Raw genomic sequence first — 18,760 nt, 5'->3', positions numbered from 1 at the left:
CCCTTACTTAGCTGCGTTGGCGAGCTCGGCAGCCTTGTCGGCGCCCTCGTCCATGGTGGCGGCCAGGGTAACCAGCGGGTGGTTGGCCTCGGCCAGGATGCGGCGGCCTTCCTCAACGTTGTTGCCGTCGAGGCGGACTACCAGGGGCTTGTTGGCGGAGGAACCGAGCTCTGCCAGTGCGCCGACGATACCCTTGGCAACGGCGTCGCATGCGGTGATGCCACCGAAGACGTTCACGAACACAGACTTGACCTGCTCGTCGCCCAGGATGACGTCCAGGCCAGCGGCCATGACCTCAGCGGAGGCTCCACCGCCGATGTCCAGGAAGTTTGCCGGCTTGACGTTGCCGTGGTTTTCGCCGGCGTACGCAACGACATCCAGCGTGGACATGACCAGGCCGGCACCGTTACCGATGATGCCAACTGAGCCGTCGAGCTTGACGTAGTTGAGGTCCTGCGCCTTGGCCTTGGCTTCGAGGGGATCAGCAGCGTCCTTGTCCTCGAGCCGGGCGTGGTGCGGGTGGCGGAAGGAGGCGTTCTCGTCGAGGGAGACCTTGCCGTCCAGGGCGACGATGTCACCGGCGCCGGTTTTGACCAGCGGGTTGACCTCCACCAGGGTGGCGTCTTCCTTCTTGAAGACGTCCCAGAGCTTGAGGATAACGGCGGCGACCTTGCCGCGCAGTTCCTCGGAGAAGCCTGCAGCAGCGACAATCTCGTCTGCCTTGGCCTGGTCAATTCCAACGGCGGGATCAATGGCGACCTTGGCCAGCGCATCCGGACGTTCGACGGCGAGCTGTTCGATTTCCATGCCGCCTTCTACCGAGCACATGGCCAGGTAGTTGCGGTTGGCCCGGTCCAGCAGGACGGAGAAGTAGTATTCTTCGGCAATATCCGCACCCTGGGCAATCATCACCTTGTTAACGGTGTGGCCCTTGATGTCCATGCCCAGGATGTTGGTTGCGTGCTCCAGTGCTTCGTCCGCAGACTTGGCCACCTTCACGCCGCCGGCCTTACCGCGGCCGCCAACCTTAACCTGTGCCTTGACGACGGTAACGCCGCCAATCTTCTCGGCAGCTGCTTTTGCTTCTTCAGGGGTATACGCCACGATGCCGGCAAGCACGGGTACACCGTGCGCCTCGAACATATCGCGCGCCTGGTATTCAAACAGGTCCACGGTTTAGTGTCCTTCTACGTCGAAGTAGTTTCTGTACAGTCGGGCACCATCGAAGACGATGACCGGGCTGCGGAATTGCATGTACCGGAGGCTGTTGGAAAAACGAGCCGCGCGGCGTAATGCTCCACTGGGAACTCTAGTCCTTCGCAGACACCCGCCTGACCTAGACTACCCGTTCTGTGAGTAACGACACTATTCTATGGAGCGTAGAAAAACCGCGTGATTACGGGGTTTTTGGGCTGGTTTGGGCGGTACCAGCGGCTGTTTCAGTGCCCTTTTCAGCGGCGGAAACAAGTTCATACTTGCCCTTTGCTACGAAGAATCCGACCCCCGCTGAGACATTCCCGCAGGCCACGCCGCCGTTGTACGCTGAGCATCGCAGTCCGTTGCGTTCCAGGTTCTGTCCGTCCGGCAACACGGCAAGCCTTGAAACCGGACCGTTGGCGTTGCCGTTGGCCCCGTATTCCGCTTCCATCTGCGTAACTCCGGAACGGCATTCGCCATACCGCGCACTGTCCGGCATGGCGATGGCCGTGCCGCCAAGGAAGCCCAGATTGGTCCCGGCACAGTCGCTGGAGACGTCCGCAGGCTCCGGTTTGGGGTACTCCGCCAGCTCGCAATGTGCCACGGGAACAATGGCCAGTTTGTTGTTGGCGGCGTCGCTGTAATTGTTTGGCTCGTACGGGACGTTGACGTGTTCGCCCCGGGCCGACGTCAGCGAACACACAATGTTGCGGTCCTCCGTCACAAAGGCCAGGACGTCCTGGCCTGCTGAGTATGGAGCCGGATCCGCCAGCGGCGCCTGCGCCAGTTGCTCTATGGGGGGCAACGGAGCAGGCGGCACGTAGTTTGGGTCTTCCTGGCTAAAGCTGCAGGACGTGAGGGCAAGCAGCAGCAGAGCGGCGGGCATTCCCCGGAGAACACGCCGCACAGGCTATGCCTCCACCTTGGTCAGCGGTGCGTAGCGAAGCAGGAGCCGCTTCTCCCCCACGCTGAACTTCACCTTGGCCACCGTCTTGTCTCCTGCGCCTTCCAGTGCGAGTACCGTGCCGTTGCCAAAGCTGGTGTGGTTGACCTTGTCCCCCACACTGACGGCAATGACTTCCTTCCGCGGCTGCACGCGGTTCCTGGCGATGGCCGCCGGAACGTCTGCATTGAAACCTGCGTGCGAGTCCGCCGCTGCACCGCGTGCGGCACCCGCTCCCCAGAAGGAGCCGCTGTAACGGTCGGACCCGACGCCGGCTCCGTTGCCCCACCCTGCAGCGCTCCGGCTGGTACCCTCGCGCTTCCACTCCACCAGGTCGCTGGGGATTTCCTCGATGAACTGGCTGGCAGGGTTGTACTGGCTCTGGCCCCACAGGCTGCGGACCTCAGAGCGGGTGATATACAGGCGCTTGCGTGCCCGGGTAAGGCCCACGTAGGCCAGGCGGCGTTCTTCCGCCAGTTCCTTGGGATCGGTGGCCGAGCGCGAGTGGGGGAAGATGCCGTGTTCCATGCCGGTCAGGAACACCACCGGGAACTCCAATCCCTTGGCGGTGTGCAGCGTCATCAACGTGACCACGCCCAGCCGGCGGGCTTCTGCCACGGCTGCCGCAGCCTCAGCCTCGGTGGCTCCGGGGGCGTCCGGAATTTGATCGGCATCCGCCACCAGGGATACCTGCTCCAGGAAGGCTTCCAGTGAGCCCTCCGGGTTTTCCTGTTCGTACTCGCGGACCACAGCCACGAGTTCAGCCAGGTTTTCCACGCGGGATTCATCTTGGGGGTCCGTGCTGGCGCGCAGCCCGGCGAGGTAGCCGGTCTGTTCCAGAACGGCTTCCAACGCCGCCGCCGCACCGGAACCGGCAGCTACTACAGCGAGGTCGTCCAGCAGCTTCACAAACCCCTGCACAGCGTTGACGGAACGCGTTGCCATGCCAGGCGCCTGGTCCGCACGCCGGGCCGCGGCCATAAAGGAGATTCGCTCGCGTTCTGCCAACGCGGCAACCGCCCCCTCGGCACGGTCACCGATGCCGCGCTTGGGTTCGTTAAGCACCCGGCGCAGGTTGACGTCGTCGTCCGGATTGACCAGTACCCGCAGGTAGGCCAGGGCGTCCTTGATTTCCTTGCGTTCGTAGAAACGGGTGCCGCCCACCACTTTGTAGGGCAGGCCGACGCGCACCAGGACGTCTTCGATGGACCGCGACTGCGCGTTGGTCCGATAGAAAATAGCGACATCGCCCGGACGCAGGCCGTCCTCGTCCTGCAGCCTGTCGATTTCCTTGGCAATGAACCGGGCTTCCTCGTGTTCGTTCTCTCCCACATAGCCAACGATTTTGTGGCCGTCCCCCTCCGCGGTCCACAGCCGCTTCTCCGGCCGGTTGGGGTTGCGTGAGATCACCGAGTTGGCGGCGCTGAGGATGTTCTGGGTGGACCGGTAATTTTGCTCCAGCTTGATGGTGCGTGCGTTGGGATAGTCCCTGGAGAATTCCACAATGTTCCGGATGTCCGCGCCGCGAAAGGCGTAAATGGATTGGTCGGAATCGCCGACGACGGTCAGCTCGCTCGCCTGTTCCCCCTCGCCAACGATTTCCCGCACCAGGGCGTACTGCGCGTGGTTGGTGTCCTGGTATTCGTCCACCAGGACGTGCCGGAAGCGGCGGCGGTAGGATTCCGCGAGCGCCGGGAAGGCCCGGAACATGTAGACGGTCTGGGCGATGAGGTCATCAAAGTCCATGGCGTTGGCCTGCCGCAGCCGCTGCGTATATCCCTGGAAGACCTCTGCCACGGCCGACTCGAACGGATCGCTGTGGTTTGCCGAGGACGAGTAGGAATCGTCGTCGATGAGTTCGTTCTTGAGCGCGGAGATCTTGTGCTGGATGGCCTTGGGCGCGAACCGCTTTGGATCCAGTTCCAGGTTCTTGGCCACGAGCGTAATCAGCCGCAGCGAATCCGCGGAGTCGTAGATGGAGAAGTTGGACTTCAGGCCGACGTTCGCTGCCTCTCGGCGCAGGATGCGAACGCACGACGAGTGGAACGTGGAAATCCACATGGCCTTGGCGCGCGGCCCCACCAGCGCTTCGATGCGTTCACGCATTTCAGCTGCTGCCTTGTTGGTGAACGTGATTGCCAGGATCTCGCCGTGGTGGGCCCGCTTAGTAGCGATCAGGTAACCGATCCGGTTACTCAGCACACGGGTTTTTCCCGAACCGGCGCCGGCCACAATAAGCAACGGCCCGCCGGAGTGCTTGACTGCCTCCTCCTGCTGCGGGTTCAGCCCCTCAAGGAGCCGGGCGGCGTCGAGGGCGGGAGCGCTGTGGCGGGCAGAACCTGCGCTGTCACCGGAACCGGCGGCTTCAGGTCCCGCACCGGCCACGCCGCCGGAACCGAAACCGACCCCGTCTCCGGCACTGAAAGCACGGGTGTGAGTGCGCGCGGCAGCGGCGGGTGCGGCTTTGAAGGGGCCGTCGGAATAAGGGTCAAACAACATATCCATGGTGTAGACAAGTCTAGGCGCTGGGGCAGACAGCGGGTGTTCCTAGCCCACCCGCCCGGTCTCGAGGGCTGCGCGCAACTGGCGCACCGCCGTCGGGCTTCCTGCCATGAACCACTCCAGCCCGTTGATGGAGGCGGTGTCCGTAGCGCCGCCGGCGGCTTCCACGATTGCTTTTCCGGGCAGCCAGTCCCACTCCGGGCAGCTGTGCTGGAACCAGCAGCCCAGTTCGCCGTCGGCTACCCGGCCGAGGTCGCAGGACCCGGAGCCCAACATGCGAAGGGCCGCCGCTGAGGTTGCCGCGGCGTGCCACGGCATGGCGCACATCGGATCAGCGAGCCAGCCCGGATGGATGTAGGTGGCCGCGCCGATTTCGGCAAGCGGGCGGTCACCCCGGAGCCCATCGGTATCGAAGGTGCCAAGTGCAACATCGTTGAGCGTGGCCGGCCGGGCTTTGCCGCCCAGCCACAGCTTGTCCTCCTCCGGCTGGAAGATGGCGCCCAGCAGCACGCCATTGCTGTCCTTCAGTGCCAGCGCCGAACACCAGTAGCTGGAGCCGTGCAGGAAGTTGTAGGTGCCGTCCACCGGGTCGATCACCCAGGTCCGGCCGCTGCTGCCGGCGAAAGCAGCGCCTTCCTCCCCCACCACGCCGTCCTCAGGCCGGCAGCGGCGAAGCTGCTCCAGGACGTAGGCTTCAGCCGCGTGATCCGCGGCGGTAACGACGTCTGATATTGAGGTTTTGCGCTCCCCTTGCAGCCCTGCCATCCGCATCAGCAGGGCAAGCTGGCCCGCTTCCCGCACCAGCGCGGAAGCGAGTTGGTAGTCATCGAGGGCGGGATCAAGGTCAAGGGTGCTGTGCCTGCCTGTGGTCATGCAGACAGTCTAGGCGGGACAATAATGGAAGTTATGGCCAAGACCCCAGCGCAGCGGATGAAGAAGCACGGCACCAAGGCTGTGGTACCGCAGCACCATCTGCCGCCGGTGATTAATCCCACCACCTCCAGGACCCCGCAGAAGGCCGGCAGCAACGCCAACCTGATCCTGATCGCCGGTGTGGTGGCCAGCCTTTTCCTGTTCTGGTACCTGCACCTGCTCACCCTGAACCAGCTCTCCCAGATTTCCGGTGGCCTGGCCATGCCTGATTCGCTGCTGGGCGGTTTTGATGCTGGCTACATCGAGCAACTCCGCGCCGCTATGGACAATGATGCGCGTGGCCAGCTGAATTACCTCCACAAAACCGCCGGCACGTTGTTCCCGCTGATTTTCGGCTTTACGTGGTTGCTGCTGATCGGCACCAATGAGGCCCGTAAGGCACTGCGCTGGATCCTGTGGGCCGTTCCACTGCTGTTTGTCGTAGCCCGGCTGTGGGCCAACGCGGCGATCGACGGCGTGATTTCCGGTGAAGCGCTCGACACCGGCCAGGTGGCATTCGCGTCGGGCCTCACCGTGGCCGGGTGGGTGCTCCTGGTGCTGAGCCTCCTGGTTGGCGGTGCCGCCGTGTTCTTGAACTCATCGGCTGCCCGCGCCAAAAAGGGATAGTTCTGCCCATCGCCAACCGGACGCGCTGCTCATAGTCTGACGAGGTAGCGATAAACGAGCCGGAAGGCTCCTGTCCCGAGGCGGAAAACATGGCCGGTCCCACCATGGCCCCCAGCTCCACGTCATATCAACTGAGCACACTGGCCTGGGCCTTGGCCACGGAGCTTGCCGGCGGTGAGTCCGGCCGATTGAGCAGCCTCGACCCGGAAACCCTGGAGGGGCTCCACCAGGAACTGCGGGCAGCCGGAATCACGGCCGGCTCGCTCTCCGGAAGCACAAACCTCGTCCCCGAATGGCTGCAGCTTATCCAGAGGGCAGCTGCCGCCGCTTTGCGCCTGCGCTGCGTCGCCCGAACGGATGCCGAATCCGTGCATACGCACGTGTCCCTCTTCGATGGTCAGGGCCTAGCCGTGACGTTCTCCCGAGACGTGGCCGACGTCGACGGTTCAGTAGAGGTCACCGCTCTCCACAGCACCACCCGGATCACCGTTTTCGCGGAACGGGACTTGTGGCACGTCCTCTCTGGCACGTTCCCCGTTGTTCTCCCCGGCGAAGCGGCCGATCCCCCGCAGGCGGATGAGTCCGACGTCGAACGGGCCGTTTCTGCGCCTCGCGCTACCTTCCACTTCGCCGTGGAAGCCCGTACCCCGGCAACGTCCGAACGCTTCAGCACCCGCCGGGTCTGGTCCCTCGCCGAGCATCTCTATGCGGTCAAAACCGCGTCGAGCGGTGTCCGCGAAGGCCTGCTGACACCTGAGCCGCCCGCCCGAATGGCGGAGCAACTGGTGTGGGACGTGCTGGGGGCACATGATTTCTTGGCCATCCACGGCACGTCCGGCTCCACTGCGGATGCAGCCCAGGGAGGCCAGGCATGAGCCTCTATGGGATGGACCTTGAACAGGGCAGGGCCTTGGCGCAGCAGTTCAACCGGGCCGGCGAACGCTTCTCCACACTCAGCACCCAACTGACTCCCATGATCAGAAATGCGAACTGGAGGGGCACGGACAGCGCCGAGTTCCGGAGCGCGTGGTCCGGCCACAACCAGCAACTACTCAGCATCTCGCGTTCATTGCTGGCGGTGGCTGAGAGCCTCTTGGATGACGTCCGCCAGCAGGAAGAGGCCAGCAAGAGTGGCGGGTCCGGCAATGGATCAGACGACGTCGGCGTCCCCGAGCAGCAGCCCGCACCGAAGGAAGAGTCGAAGGAAGAGTCGGACAAGAAGGAAGACAACGACGACGGCGGGGGGCTGTGGGGCGACATCAAGAACGGCCTGGGAGACGTCAAGGACAGCGTCACCGGCGCTGCCAAGAACAGTTGGGACAATGTTTCCGACGCCGTGGGAGACCAAGCTGACAGCCTCGCGGACATCGGCCGCCTAGGCTGGGACGCCCTGACCACTGGCGAGCCTCCTTCCATCACGGAACTGGTGGCCACGGGAACCCAGGCCCTTGTGGGCCAGGCAAACCTCCTCACCACCGTTGCCACGGGCGGCCAGTACCATCCGCATCTTCTGGACGACGGCTCACCCGTTGCCACTGAAGGCCAGTCCGTGGGCGTCGGAGAGGATCCCGCCGTCGATGGTCACGGCAATACCCCGGTGCCGTCCGACTTGGCCAGCATTATGGGCGCTGTGACGTTAGCCTACGAGGACGGCGGACAGCCCGGTACGCCGGACGCCGCCATTCGCATCACGGAGGTCAACAAAGGCGACGGGCCGGCCTACATCGTCGCCATCCCCGGAACCTCGGAGTGGAACGTTCAGTCCGGAACCAACCCGATGGACACAGTGGGCAACCTATCCTCGGCGTCCGGTGATCTCTCCACGGCTTCGCGTGCCGTTCAGCTGGCTATGGAAAATGCTGGCATCCCCGACGGTGCGCCCGTCATGCTGGTGGGGCACTCGCAGGGCGGCCTGACAGCGGCTGCGTTGGCCTCCGACGAAGGATTCCGCGACGAGTTCAACGTGACCAATGTGGCCGTGTATGGCGCGCCCATCGATTCCGCCCGCATTCCAGATAACATCCAGGCCATATCTATCCAGCACGAATACGACATTGTTCCGCGGTTGGATCTAGGCAACGACAAACCACCCATCCTTCCCGGGACTCCAGCAACTCCGTGGTCCGCCAGCCACAACGCCACGGTGGTCACCCTCCCAACTCCGGACGGTGCCGGACCGGGCAGCGCCGCGGATAACCACGACTACAACAAGTACGCGGATTCGGTGCAGGAATATCAAGGGTCCGGACCATTGGGCGGCTACTCCAACCACCCGTCCATGGAGGCGTTCCTCACCGACAACCCGGCTCAGGTGTCCTCCTCCGTCTACGGCATTTCCCGTGAGCAGTAGGCTCGGGCTATGAGGAACATTGGACTGATCCTAGGTACCGCCCTGGCACTCGTGCTCGCCGTGGCAGCCTGTAGCCCAGGTGGCGCCGGGCATGGGAACCACCCGGGCGGCAGTGACGAAGACTACGCAGCGAAGTACCGTGCCGCCGTCGACGATTTGGCTCACGTGGAGCGCGTGGAGTCCTCGTATAAGTCCACGGCTGGCATGGGGAGAACGGCGCACGTGTTCATCCACTCAGATTCCTCAGACTCCGCCGTGCTGCAGGGCGTGCTGGAGGAGGCGTTCCCGGCCGTCATCGAGGCAGCGGAGGGCGATCCGGACACTCACCTGGGGCTGCAAGTGATCTCCGCGGACGGGTCCACCGCGGTTTCGCCAACGCATCTGGGGTACGAGGGCACCGGGAGCTTGTCCAGCTACCGCGAATTCCTGGCCGGATAACCCTCAGGGGCCGCGCGCAGTTGAACACGGTGCCGGTGGATGCGGCGCGCCACCACCAGGCCAGCCGCTGCCACCCCCAGCGTGATCGGGTAAGCCATCAGCCGTTCGAGCAGGCCCGGGAGCGGAACATCCATGGCCGTCACTCCTCCCGTTGCCAGGGCGCCAAGGGACGCCACCGCGCAGGCGAGCAGGAACCACGCCCACGGCGTTTGCCTCAGCCACAGGAAACCCAGGACCAGCAGAGCCAGCGCTCCGGCCAGGAAGTACATCACCGCTCCGGCAAAATGCAGGCCGGAACCGGCGTCTTCCGGGACCAGGCCTACCAGCACCGTTCCCGCCCCGGCCGCGGCAAACAGGAACCGTACGGCAACGGCTGCGAACCAGGGCCTGCCGTGGCCGGGCGCAACCAGCACCCCGGACCTTCCTGCGACACACAACAGCCCGGAGGAGAGCAGCAGCGCGCCCAGCAGCATACCCAGGCCCTGCACCACGAACGACGCGTTCATCAGCCAGTTCAGGGGCGAGCAAACATTCCGCCCGTCGTAGATTCCGCAATGCCAGGCGCCCAGGTCGCTGATCCAGCCGGTCAGCCTGCTGTAGGGCGCCGGCCCGGCCCAGGCCCCGATCACCGCGGCTTCGGCAGCGAAGTACTGCAGGACGCTAAGCACGGACCACGCGCCGATGTATTGCCTGGTGGATGCAGTATCCGGGATATAGGCCACGGTGCCGGCTGGACTCATGGTTTGAGCGTAGTACCCGGGTACCTTGTATGCTGGTATCCGTGCCCGGGCCGTTATGCCCCGGACACAGGCCCTCGTAGCTCAGTGGATAGAGCACGGCTCTCCTAAAGCCGGTGTCGTTGGTTCGATTCCAATCGAGGGCACTTGATCCCCCAGAATCCCCGCATCATCGTGTCCGCCGTGTGCGTGTACAACGCTGACGGGCACCTGCTCACCGTGCGGAAGCGCGGCACCGACAAGTTCATGCATCCTGGCGGCAAGCCTGAAGCGGGCGAGACCGCCGTTGAAGCCGCAGCCCGCGAACTTGCCGAGGAAGTGGGCATCGTCCTTGCCCCCACTGACCTCAGGCTGATGGGCGTCTGGATTGCCGGCGCCGCCAACGAGGCCGCCACGGACATCGAAGCAACGGTTTTCTCCGCACCGGGGGTGTGGGAGGCCGTGCCGTCAGCCGAGATCGCCGAGATCCGCTGGCTGGACCTGCATGCGGCCCTCCCCGGGGACCTCGCTCCCCTGCTGACGGACCACGTCCTGCCTATGCTGAGGCGCTAGGGCGCTAGACCTCAGGCACGGCCTCTTGTACGGCGGCTGTGGCTTCCTGGAACTGGGTCCGGTACAGCTCGGCGTACCTGCCCGACTTGGCCAGTAGCTCGGCGTGCGTACCACGCTCCACGATCCTGCCGTCCTCCACCACCAGGATGAGGTCTGCGGCCCGGATGGTGGAGAGCCGGTGGGCAATCACGACGGCGGTACGGCCTTCCAGCGCAGCCCCCAATGCCGCCTGCACTGCTGCCTCGTTGGTGGAGTCCAGCGCGGCGGTCGCCTCGTCGAGGATCACCACGCGGGGCTGGCCGATCAGCAGGCGCGCGATGGTCAGCCGCTGCCGTTCGCCTCCGGAAAGCCGGTAGCCTCGTTCGCCCACCACGGTATCCAGACCGTCGGGCAGCGAGCGGATCATGGGCTCCAGGCGGGCCTGCCTGATGGCTTCCCACATCTGGTTTTCAGTTGCGTCGGGTCTGGCGAGCCGCAGGTTGGAGGCGATGGACTCGTGGAACAGGTGGCCGTCCTGTGTGACCATGCCGAGCGTCGCCCGCAGCGACTCGAAGGTCGCGTCCCTGACGTCAACCTCGCGGGAGCCAACGCCCAGCCGAACGGCTCCGGAGTCGACGTCGTAAAGCCTTGCCATCAGCTGGGCGATAGTGGATTTTCCGGCCCCGGAGGAGCCCACCAGGGCAACCGTCTGCCCCGGCTCCACACGGAAACTGATGCCATGCAGCACTTCTTCGCCGCCACGGGTGTCCAGGGTGGCCACGTCCTCCAGCGAGGCGAGCGATACCTTGTCCGCGGACGGGTAGGAGAAGCGGACGTCGTCGAACTCTACGGAAACGGGCCCTGGCGGGACGGCAACGGCGTCAGGCTTTTCCTGAATGAGCGGTTTCAGGTCCAGGATCTCAAACACGCGCTCAAAGCTGACCAGGGCGCTCATGATCTCCACCCGCGCGTTGGACAGGGCGGTGAGCGGGGCGTAGAGGCGGGTGAGCAGCAGGGCCAGCACCACAACGTCACCGGCGGCCAGCTGCCCCGTGATGGCGTACCAGCCACCCAGGCCATAGACCAGTGCAAGCGCCAGCGCAGAGACCAGTGTCAGTGCTGTGACGAAGGTGAACTGCAGCATGGCGGTGCGGACGCCAATGTCCCTCACCCGGCCGGCGCGGACGGCGAACTCGTGCGATTCCTCGTCCGGGCGCCCGAACAGTTTGACCAGGGTGGCCCCGGGTGCAGAGAAACGCTCGGTCATTTGGGTGCCCATAGTGGCGTTGTGTTCCGCGGCCTCGCGGCGCAGGTCCGCCAGCCGGGAGCCCATCCTGCGGGCCGGAATGAGGAAGGCGGGCAGCAGGATCATGGCCAGCAGGGTCACTTGCCAGGAAGTCCCGAGCATGACCACGAGCGTGAGGATCAGTGAGACAACGTTGCTCACCACCCCGGACAGCGTGCCGGCAAAAGCGGACTGCGCGCCGATTACATCGTTGTTCAGCCGGCTGACCAACGCGCCGGTCCTGGTGCGTGTGAAGAACGCGATGGGCATTTTCTGCACGTGGTCAAAAACCTTGGTGCGCAGGTCCAGGATGACGCCTTCGCCGATCGTCGCGGAGAACCAGCGGCTCACCAGGCCAACGGCGGCCTCGGCAATCGCGACCCCGGCAATCAGCATCGCCAGCCGGATCACCTGGTCCGCGCCGGCCTTGGCCACGATTGCGTTGACCACCTGGCCGGCCAGGACCGGAGTGGCCACAGCCAGGAACGCCAGCACCACAGACAGAAGCACAAAGGCGATCAACCTTCCCCGGTGCGGCCGGGCAAAGCCCAGCACCCGCTTCAGCGTTTCCTTTGAGAACGGCTTGGAGCCGCTCTTGGCCCGGGTGATGTTGTACAGCGACCCCCAGGCCACCCGTTCCATGCTCACTGTTTGCTTTCTCCGGTTCCTGCCAGCACTTCGGTGACCTTGCCGGCGTCGACATGCCACTGGGTGTCCAGGCGTACGTTGGCGAGCAGGCGGCGGTCGTGGGTAACCAGCAGGAGCGCACCGTCGTAGCTTTCCAGCGCCTGTTCCAGCTGTTCGATCGCGGGAAGGTCCAGATGGTTGGTGGGCTCGTCCAGGACCAGCAGGTTCACGCCACGGGCCTGCAGCAGCGCCAGCGCAGCGCGGGTGCGCTCCCCCGGCGACAATGAATCCACGCTCCGTCCGGTGTGGTCCACCTTCAGGCCGAACTTCGCCAGGAGCGTACGGACTTCAGCGGGATTCATGTCCATCAGGACCGCTTCGACGGCGTCACCCAGGAGCAGGTGCCCGGCCAGCAGTCCGCGTGCCTGGTCGATCTCGCCGACGGCCACCGAGGCACCCTGCGAGGCAGCGCCCTCATCCGGCTCCTGGACACCGAGAAGGAGCCTGAGCAGGGTGGACTTCCCGGCGCCGTTGGGGCCGGTAATCCCGATCCGCTCGCCGGCGTTAAGCTGCAGGTTGACCGGGCCCAGGGTGAATCCACCGCGACGGACGACGGCGTCGCGCAGGGTGGCAACGACCGAACTGGACCGCGGGGCCTCGCCAATGCTGAACTGCAGCTGCCATTCCTTGCGGGGCTCGTCCACCTCGTCCAGGCGGGCGATCCGGGACTCCATCTGCCGCACCTTCTGGGCCTGCTTCTCCGACGATTCGACACTGGCCGCCCGGCGGATCTTGTCATTGTCCGGGCTCTTCTTCATGGCGTTGCGTACGCCCTGGGAGCTCCACTCACGCTGGGTGCGGGTGCGCTGCACCAGATCCGCTTTGGTGGACGCGAATTCCTCGTAGCGTTCACGGGCGTGCCGACGCGCTACTTCGCGTTCAGCCAGGTAGGAGTCGTACCCGCCATCGTAGACGTTGACCGCGTTTTGGGGGAGGTCCAGCTCCACTACGGTGGTGACGCAGCGGGCCAGGAATTCGCGGTCGTGGGACACCAGCACCACGCCGCCGCGCAGGCCCCGGACAAAGGTTTCCAGGCGTTCCAGCCCGTTGAGATCCAGATCGTTCGTGGGTTCATCCAGCAGCACCACGTCAAAGCGGCTCAGCAGCAGTGCGGCGAGCGCCACCCTGGCGGCCTGGCCGCCGGACAGTACAGTCATTTCGGCATCCGTGCCGGTTTCCAGGCCAAGATCCGCGAGCATGGCCGGGATCCGGTCATCCAGGTCGGCAGCTCCGGAGGCCATCCACCGGTCAAAGGCCAGGGAATAGGCATCATCTGCGCCGGGCGCGCCGGAGCCAAGCGCTTCTGCGGTAGCTTCCATGTCCGCCGTGGCCTGGGCGCAACCGGTGCGGCGGGCAATGTATCCGGCAATGCTTTCACTCGGGATGCGGTCATGTTCCTGGGGCAGCCAGCCGACGAAGGCATCCGAGGGTGCCAGGCTGACGCTGCCGCCCTGCGGCTCATCCACTCCGGCGAGGAGCCGCAGGAGTGTGGATTTTCCTGCCCCGTTTGCTCCCACGACGCCTACAACATCGCCCGGGGCAACGGTCAGCGACAGTCCGCTGAACAAGGTGCGGTGATCGTGGCCGCCGGCAAGGTCTTTGGCTACGAGCGTTGCAGTCATGGGTCCATCCTCTCACCGGCCCGAAGGGCCAACCAGCACAGCCCAACCAGCACAGGCCAACCAGCACAGCCAGCCAGCGCCCGGGCATAAGAGAACCCGTTGATCCGGACTTGGGGGGTGTACGGACCAACGGGTTCGACCATTAATACTAGTCGTCGGCGGTCCTGGCAGCAAATGAGACTAAGATCGTGGAGTCAGCCAAACCAGTCGCCGTCCAAGTAGAGGGCCCCTCATGCCACTTCCCGCCAAGGCGTTCCAGCGCTGGCTGCAAGGCATCGCCCCGGATACCAGTGCCGCTGACGTCTGCCGGGTATCCGGCATCAAGCGGACCACTCTTGCCCAGCAGATGGTCCGGGGCAAGGTTGCGGAATCCTCCGTGGTGGCCATCAGCCGCGCTTATGGCGTGAACCCGGTGGCAGCGCTGTCCACCTTCGAGGCCTTTCGGGTCCTCGCCGGCCCGGCCACCCCGCCGTCGGCAGAAGAATTGGTCAGCCAGGTGTCCACCGCGGACCTGCTCCGGACCGTCCTGGCGCGCTCCGCTACCGAACCTGGTGGCACGCCGGAAGAAGCTCCGCCGCTGGGGCCCGTCCCGCACAGCACTTCGGTGAAGAACTGGGTTGATGCCATTGACGATGGCGAGCTCCGGCACCGCGTGGCGGCGGCCACCGGCATCGCTCCACAGAACTATTCGGCACAGCTCACCGCCAACCGGCTGACCCCGGAGCTTGCGCTGGCCACAGCTGAGGCCGCAGGCGCCTGTCCCACCACCGGGCTGGTAGCCAGCGGACTAGTCACTGAGCTTGAAGCCGGCTGGCACCCGGACGCGAGGCGTGCTGCCTTGAACACCATGTCCGATTCCATGCTGGTCTCCCTGGCCGGTGAACGGCTGCAGACTTTGGGCCGCACCCTGCGGCGCCAGGAACAGGACCAGGAACAAACTGACATGATCTGGGAGAACCTCGGATGATTGCAACGCTCCAATGGGTAACGCTCGCCGTCTGCGCCGCCGTCACCATCGCCCGTCTCCCCAGTGCCCTGCGCCGCGATAACCGTTCCCTCTTCTTCATCTTCGCGCTGATTACGCTCGCGATCCTGCTCAGCATCGAAGGCCCGTACCTGGCCATTGACCGGACACTCGGCGGCATGAACATCGCCAACCTCCTGCTGCGCCTCGTCATCTTCGGGGCCATCTTCTTCCTGGGCGTGAAGATCACCAAGGGCTTCGGCGCTGTCAAGGAGTACCGGCTGATCACCGGGAAGCCGGGAATTGTGGCGCTGGCCATGTGCAGTGCCGCCGTCATCATCACCTTCCTGCTGACGGATACCACTGGTTCGTCCGTGGGGATGAGCCAGGTGGCAGGCAAGCATGAGACGAACGCCGCGCTGGTGGAGTTTTACGGCGCCGCCGGGCGGCTGTATCCGGCGTATGTTTCGCTGGTCCTGGTTCCGGCCATGGCCAGGGCAGTGCGCAGCAGCCTGCCCCTGCTGGTACGCCTCGGCGCTCTGCTCCTGGGTATCGGGTCTGTAGCAATCATCCTGACCCTGTCATTTCCCTGGCTGCCGCCCGAGCTCGGAACCGTGGAGTTCGTCACCAACTACACGGCCATCCTGTGCTTCGTCGTCGGACTTGCGCTGATCTGGATTGCCAAGCTTCACGCCTCCCGTCAACGGAGTAAAAAGTCATTTTCAAAAAAGTAGCGGAAGGGCTTTCACAAAATCATTAGAGGATGGCATAATCATGAATGTGTGAAAGTGCCTAAGCTTTGGTGTTGCGAACGGGGATTATTTCTTGCACCCAGGTTAGCTTTCACGCACATTGGGGGGATGAGTGGTGGCGGGCCGTTGGGGACCCGCCCCCACTCAGCCTGTTTAACGGACGAAACGCAGCGTCACCAGTTTGAATGGGTTCAGGGAAAGCCGGGCAGCAGGGCCATCGGTCTCCATCCCGGCCAGTTCAAGTGGCCGTTCCAGTAGATCCACGGCCCGGATTCCGGTGACTGCGAAGCCTGCAGTCAGGGTGCCGGCAGATCGCTGGCCCAGCGATTCATACAGCCGCACAATCACATCCCCCGAGCCGTCTTCGGCCAGCTTCACTGCCTCAATCACCAGCGCCGGATTGTCCATGGTGAACAGCGGCTCCACGCCGTGTTCGCCCTGCACCAGCCGCGGCGGAAGATTTGTCCGGTAGCCTTCCTCGACGGCCTCGGCGATGCCGGCGCCGGGCCGGACCGTAACCGTCAGCTCATGCATTCCCTGGTCAGCTGCGGGATCCGGGAATTTAGGGGCACGCAACAGGGACAGGCGCACCGTGGTGGTGGTGCCGCCGTCGTTCCTTACTCCCCGGGTGACGTCGTGGCCATATGTCGAAGAATTGGCGATGGCCACCCCATAGCCCGGCTCACCGACGTGGATCCAGCGGTGTGCGCAAATCTCGAATTTGGCCGCTTCCCAGGACGTATTGACGTGGGTTGGCCGGTACACGTGGCCGAACTGGGTTTCGGACGCCGAGCGGTCCGCCCTGACATCCAGCGGGAACCCCAGCTTGAGCAGCTTCTCGCGCTCCTGCCAATCCACGCTGGTAGTGATGGCCAGCGATGGGCTGCCGGCCGCCAGGGTGATGCGCTGGGTCACCGGTAATTTTCCAGCCAGCCGCTCCACCACCACGACGGCGGCACCTGGCTGTTGGTCCACGGCCAGGCTCTGCGCCTCCCGGATGGAGGTAACGTTGCGCCGGTAGAACTCGTCGATGTCCCAGGCGTCCCATTCGTTGGGGGTGTCCCGGTGCAGTTCAAGGTGGTTGCCGGCTTCGCCGGGGGCAATGGCCTCCCGCCCTGTGGCGTGGTCGCGTAGCGAAACAAGCATCCCGGCGGAATCGAGCTCTGCCCGGATCAGGCCGTTATCCAGCACTACCGAGCCCTCCCTTTGCGTTACCTGCACCGGGGTTTCGCTGGTGACGGCTTCCGCAATGGCCAGGGCCGGTACACCGCGGCCGGGATGCGGCGCAGCGTTCAGCAACAGCGTACGCGGGCCTGGTCCTGTCAGTGCGGCCGCAGCGGTGGCGATCATCCGCTCCAGAGCCTCGGCGATGGCCTGGTAGTTCCGCTCGGCGTCCTGGTGGACCCAGGCGATGGAGCTGCCGGGCAGGATGTCATGGAACTGGTGGAGAAGCACCAGCCGCCAGAGCCGCTTCAGTTCAGCGGCCGGATAGGTGAAATTCCCGGCATGGCGTACGGCGGCTGTGGTGCACCACAGCTCGGCTTCCCGCAGCAGGTGCTCGCTGCGCCGGTTGCCGAGCTTGGTGCGGGCCTGGCTGGTGTAGGTGCCGCGGTGCAGTTCCAGGTACATCTCCCCTACCCAGACCGGCAGGCTTTCATACTCCTCGCTGGCTTGCTGGAAGAAGCTCTCCGCGGTGCCGATCCGGACCTTCGGTGAGCCTTCCAGATTCGCGGTCCGATGAGCTGCCGCGAGCATTTCCCGGGTGGGCCCGCCGCCGCCGTCGCCGTGGCCAAAGGGCACCAGCGAGGAGTTGCCGCGCCCATGGTCGCGGTAGTTCCGCTCGGCATGGGCCAGTTCGCGTGCGCTGAGTTCCGCGTTGTAGGTGTCCACGGGCGGAAAATGCGTGAAGAGCCGCGTGCCGTCGATGCCCTCCCAGTTGAAGGTGTGATGCGGCATCCGGTTGACCTGGTTCCAGGAAATTTTCTGGGTCAGGAACCACTGGCTTCCCGCCGCCTTGACGATCTGGGGCAAGGCCGCGGAGTATCCGAAGGAATCGGGCAGCCAGGCCTCCTGGCAGTCCACGCCGAATTCCGCCAGGAAGAAGCCCTTGCCTTCGATGAACTGCCGCGCCATGGCTTCGCCGCCAGGCATATTGGTATCTGATTCCACCCACATCCCGCCCACAGGGACGAACTGGCCGGCCGCCACCTTTTCCTTGACCCGGCGGAACAGGTCAGGATAGTACTCCTTGATCCAGGCAAGCTGTTGGGCCGAGGAGCAGGAGAAGACGAAGTCCGGGTGATCATCCATCAGGGCCACCACGTTGGAGAAGGTGCGGGCGCATTTGCGGATGGTTTCGCGGACGGGCCACAGCCAGGCCGAGTCGATATGCGCATGCCCGGTGGCCACTAGTTGATGGGCAGACGAATACGCAGGCTGGCTGAGCACGTCTTCGAGCGCCCGCCTTCCGGCCTCGGCCGTTCCGCCGACGTCGTCCGGGTCCATGACGTCCATCATGTGCTCGAGGGCACGCAGGATCTGGTACCTGCGGGGCAGTTCCAGCGGCAGCTGGTGCATCAGCCCGTGGAGAGTCCACACGTCCTGCTGCAGCTCCCAGACGGCCTGGTTCAGCTCTGCGATGACGATGCTGCCGAGCCGGTACTGCGGCGCGCTGCCGGCAGTGGATTTGTCGCCGTATGGGGTTGCCGCGAAGGTCCACCCCTGGGCAACATCCGGATTGGCGGCAGCTTCGACGTAAAAATCGATAGCCATCCCGGAGCCCAGGAGCTTGAGCGGGATGTATTGGTTCCGGGGCGAAATGGCCTTGATAAGGCTGCCGTCGGGGCGCCACGCAATGCCCTCACATTGAAACCCGGGGGTCTCCTGGGTGAAGCCCAGATCCACCACGATTTCGACGGCGGTACCGGGCTCAGTGCCCCAGTGGTGCGGAACTTCGCCCTGGAGGCGCAGCCACATGGTGCTCCACGGCCTGCCCCAGGCAGCGCCCGGTTCCTGGTGGCGGAACTCCTGTTGCAGGGCTTCCTCCACCGGCACTGGCTCGTCGGGAACGTCCCAACTGGTCAGGGAAAGCGGCGTACTGCGGGCATAAACGGCAGTAGCGATGCGCTCGCGCATGAAGCGGTCGAGACGGACTTCCGTGAGCCGGCGGTCGTCGTGCAATGTGTGGCCTCATTTGATTGCTGGATCCGTGTA

At 64.7% G+C, this 18,760-nt stretch carries 15 protein-coding genes and 1 tRNA gene; 8 read left to right on the top strand and 8 right to left on the bottom strand.

Annotation, left to right across the window (positions count from 1 at the left end):
- Nucleotides 1–3: 3 nt before the first annotated feature.
- The 4 genes from sucC to AC50X5_RS14320 form a co-directional block, all read right to left on the bottom strand.
- The gene (gene sucC, locus AC50X5_RS14335; protein WP_494976745.1) at nt 4–1,173 is read right to left on the bottom strand and encodes an ADP-forming succinate--CoA ligase subunit beta; all 1,170 of its coding nucleotides are present in this window, start codon (nt 1,171–1,173) and stop codon (nt 4–6) included.
- 223 nt (nt 1,174–1,396) lie between these two features.
- A complete protein-coding gene (locus AC50X5_RS14330) occupies nt 1,397–2,083 on the bottom strand; it encodes a hypothetical protein (protein ID WP_494976744.1) in 687 nt (228 codons plus the stop codon).
- Between the two features lie 24 nt (nt 2,084–2,107).
- The gene (gene pcrA, locus AC50X5_RS14325) at nt 2,108–4,639 is read right to left on the bottom strand and encodes a DNA helicase PcrA (RefSeq protein WP_494976876.1); all 2,532 of its coding nucleotides are present in this window, start codon (nt 4,637–4,639) and stop codon (nt 2,108–2,110) included.
- A gap of 48 nt (nt 4,640–4,687) precedes the next feature.
- Nucleotides 4,688–5,515, bottom strand: coding sequence for an inositol monophosphatase family protein (locus tag AC50X5_RS14320; RefSeq protein WP_494976743.1), 828 nt, complete (start codon nt 5,513–5,515; stop codon nt 4,688–4,690).
- 33 nt (nt 5,516–5,548) lie between these two features.
- Here AC50X5_RS14320 and AC50X5_RS14315 point away from each other — a divergent pair, with 33 nt between their 5' ends.
- The 4 genes from AC50X5_RS14315 (at nt 5,549) to AC50X5_RS14300 (ending at nt 8,969) form a co-directional block, all read left to right on the top strand.
- Entirely contained in the window at nt 5,549–6,181 is a 633-nt protein-coding gene (locus tag AC50X5_RS14315; RefSeq protein ID WP_494976742.1) for a hypothetical protein, read from the top strand.
- A gap of 89 nt (nt 6,182–6,270) precedes the next feature.
- Nucleotides 6,271–7,056 carry a hypothetical protein gene (locus AC50X5_RS14310; RefSeq protein ID WP_494976741.1) on the top strand — a complete coding sequence of 262 codons (786 nt, stop codon included), beginning with the start codon at nt 6,271–6,273 and terminating at the stop codon, nt 7,054–7,056.
- Nucleotides 7,053–8,531 (top strand): hypothetical protein, encoded by a 1,479-nt coding sequence (locus AC50X5_RS14305; protein ID WP_494976740.1) that lies wholly within the window; start codon nt 7,053–7,055, stop codon nt 8,529–8,531. The genes AC50X5_RS14310 and AC50X5_RS14305 overlap by 4 nt, the downstream gene beginning before the upstream one ends.
- A 9-nt stretch (nt 8,532–8,540) precedes the next feature.
- Nucleotides 8,541–8,969 carry a hypothetical protein gene (locus AC50X5_RS14300; protein WP_494976739.1) on the top strand — a complete coding sequence of 143 codons (429 nt, stop codon included), beginning with the start codon at nt 8,541–8,543 and terminating at the stop codon, nt 8,967–8,969.
- Here AC50X5_RS14300 and AC50X5_RS14295 read toward each other — a convergent pair.
- Nucleotides 8,945–9,709, bottom strand: coding sequence for a DUF998 domain-containing protein (locus tag AC50X5_RS14295; RefSeq protein ID WP_494976738.1), 765 nt, complete (start codon nt 9,707–9,709; stop codon nt 8,945–8,947). The genes AC50X5_RS14300 and AC50X5_RS14295 overlap by 25 nt on opposite strands.
- A 70-nt stretch (nt 9,710–9,779) precedes the next feature.
- Here AC50X5_RS14295 and AC50X5_RS14290 point away from each other — a divergent pair.
- A tRNA-Arg gene (locus AC50X5_RS14290) sits at nt 9,780–9,852 on the top strand.
- Between the two features lies 1 nt (nt 9,853).
- Entirely contained in the window at nt 9,854–10,258 is a 405-nt protein-coding gene (locus tag AC50X5_RS14285; protein ID WP_494976737.1) for an NUDIX hydrolase, read from the top strand.
- Between the two features lie 4 nt (nt 10,259–10,262).
- On the opposite strand, the gene AC50X5_RS14280 is transcribed toward AC50X5_RS14285, so the two are convergent.
- Both AC50X5_RS14280 and AC50X5_RS14275 read right to left on the bottom strand, forming a co-directional pair.
- On the bottom strand, nt 10,263–12,170 hold the full coding sequence (locus AC50X5_RS14280) for an ABC transporter ATP-binding protein (protein WP_494976736.1): 1,908 nt from the start codon (nt 12,168–12,170) through the stop codon (nt 10,263–10,265).
- A complete protein-coding gene (locus tag AC50X5_RS14275) occupies nt 12,167–13,831 on the bottom strand; it encodes an ABC-F family ATP-binding cassette domain-containing protein (protein WP_494976735.1) in 1,665 nt (554 codons plus the stop codon). Before AC50X5_RS14275 ends, AC50X5_RS14280 begins: the two co-directional genes overlap by 4 nt.
- A 232-nt stretch (nt 13,832–14,063) precedes the next feature.
- Here AC50X5_RS14275 and AC50X5_RS14270 point away from each other — a divergent pair, with 232 nt between their 5' ends.
- Together AC50X5_RS14270 and AC50X5_RS14265 are read left to right on the top strand one after the other, a co-directional pair.
- Nucleotides 14,064–14,798 carry a hypothetical protein gene (locus tag AC50X5_RS14270; RefSeq protein WP_494976734.1) on the top strand — a complete coding sequence of 245 codons (735 nt, stop codon included), beginning with the start codon at nt 14,064–14,066 and terminating at the stop codon, nt 14,796–14,798.
- The gene (locus AC50X5_RS14265) at nt 14,795–15,529 is read left to right on the top strand and encodes a hypothetical protein (protein ID WP_494976733.1); all 735 of its coding nucleotides are present in this window, start codon (nt 14,795–14,797) and stop codon (nt 15,527–15,529) included. Before AC50X5_RS14270 ends, AC50X5_RS14265 begins: the two co-directional genes overlap by 4 nt.
- A gap of 171 nt (nt 15,530–15,700) precedes the next feature.
- Here the strand turns inward: AC50X5_RS14265 and AC50X5_RS14260 are convergent, their stop codons facing one another.
- Nucleotides 15,701–18,727: an alpha-mannosidase gene (locus AC50X5_RS14260; protein ID WP_494976732.1), complete on the bottom strand. Its 3,027-nt coding sequence runs from the start codon at nt 18,725–18,727 to the stop codon at nt 15,701–15,703.
- Between the last annotated feature and the right edge of the window lie 33 nt (nt 18,728–18,760).

Source organism: Pseudarthrobacter sp. MDT1-40-2 (assembly GCF_059383595.1).
The sequence above is the reverse complement of the archived record's forward strand: the minus strand, read 5'-3'. Positions and strand labels throughout refer to the sequence as shown.

Coding starts and splice junctions, on each gene's coding strand:
- AC50X5_RS14330 (WP_494976744.1), bottom strand. CDS start 2,083: ATGCCCGCCGCTCTGCTGCTGCTTGCCCTCACGTCCTGCAGCTTTAGC.
- pcrA (WP_494976876.1), bottom strand. CDS start 4,639: ATGTTGTTTGACCCTTATTCCGACGGCCCCTTCAAAGCCGCACCCGCC.
- AC50X5_RS14320 (WP_494976743.1), bottom strand. CDS start 5,515: ATGACCACAGGCAGGCACAGCACCCTTGACCTTGATCCCGCCCTCGAT.
- AC50X5_RS14315 (WP_494976742.1), top strand. CDS start 5,549: ATGGCCAAGACCCCAGCGCAGCGGATGAAGAAGCACGGCACCAAGGCT.
- AC50X5_RS14310 (WP_494976741.1), top strand. CDS start 6,271: ATGGCCGGTCCCACCATGGCCCCCAGCTCCACGTCATATCAACTGAGC.
- AC50X5_RS14305 (WP_494976740.1), top strand. CDS start 7,053: ATGAGCCTCTATGGGATGGACCTTGAACAGGGCAGGGCCTTGGCGCAG.
- AC50X5_RS14300 (WP_494976739.1), top strand. CDS start 8,541: ATGAGGAACATTGGACTGATCCTAGGTACCGCCCTGGCACTCGTGCTC.
- AC50X5_RS14295 (WP_494976738.1), bottom strand. CDS start 9,709: ATGAGTCCAGCCGGCACCGTGGCCTATATCCCGGATACTGCATCCACC.
- AC50X5_RS14275 (WP_494976735.1), bottom strand. CDS start 13,831: ATGACTGCAACGCTCGTAGCCAAAGACCTTGCCGGCGGCCACGATCAC.
- AC50X5_RS14270 (WP_494976734.1), top strand. CDS start 14,064: ATGCCACTTCCCGCCAAGGCGTTCCAGCGCTGGCTGCAAGGCATCGCC.
- AC50X5_RS14265 (WP_494976733.1), top strand. CDS start 14,795: ATGATTGCAACGCTCCAATGGGTAACGCTCGCCGTCTGCGCCGCCGTC.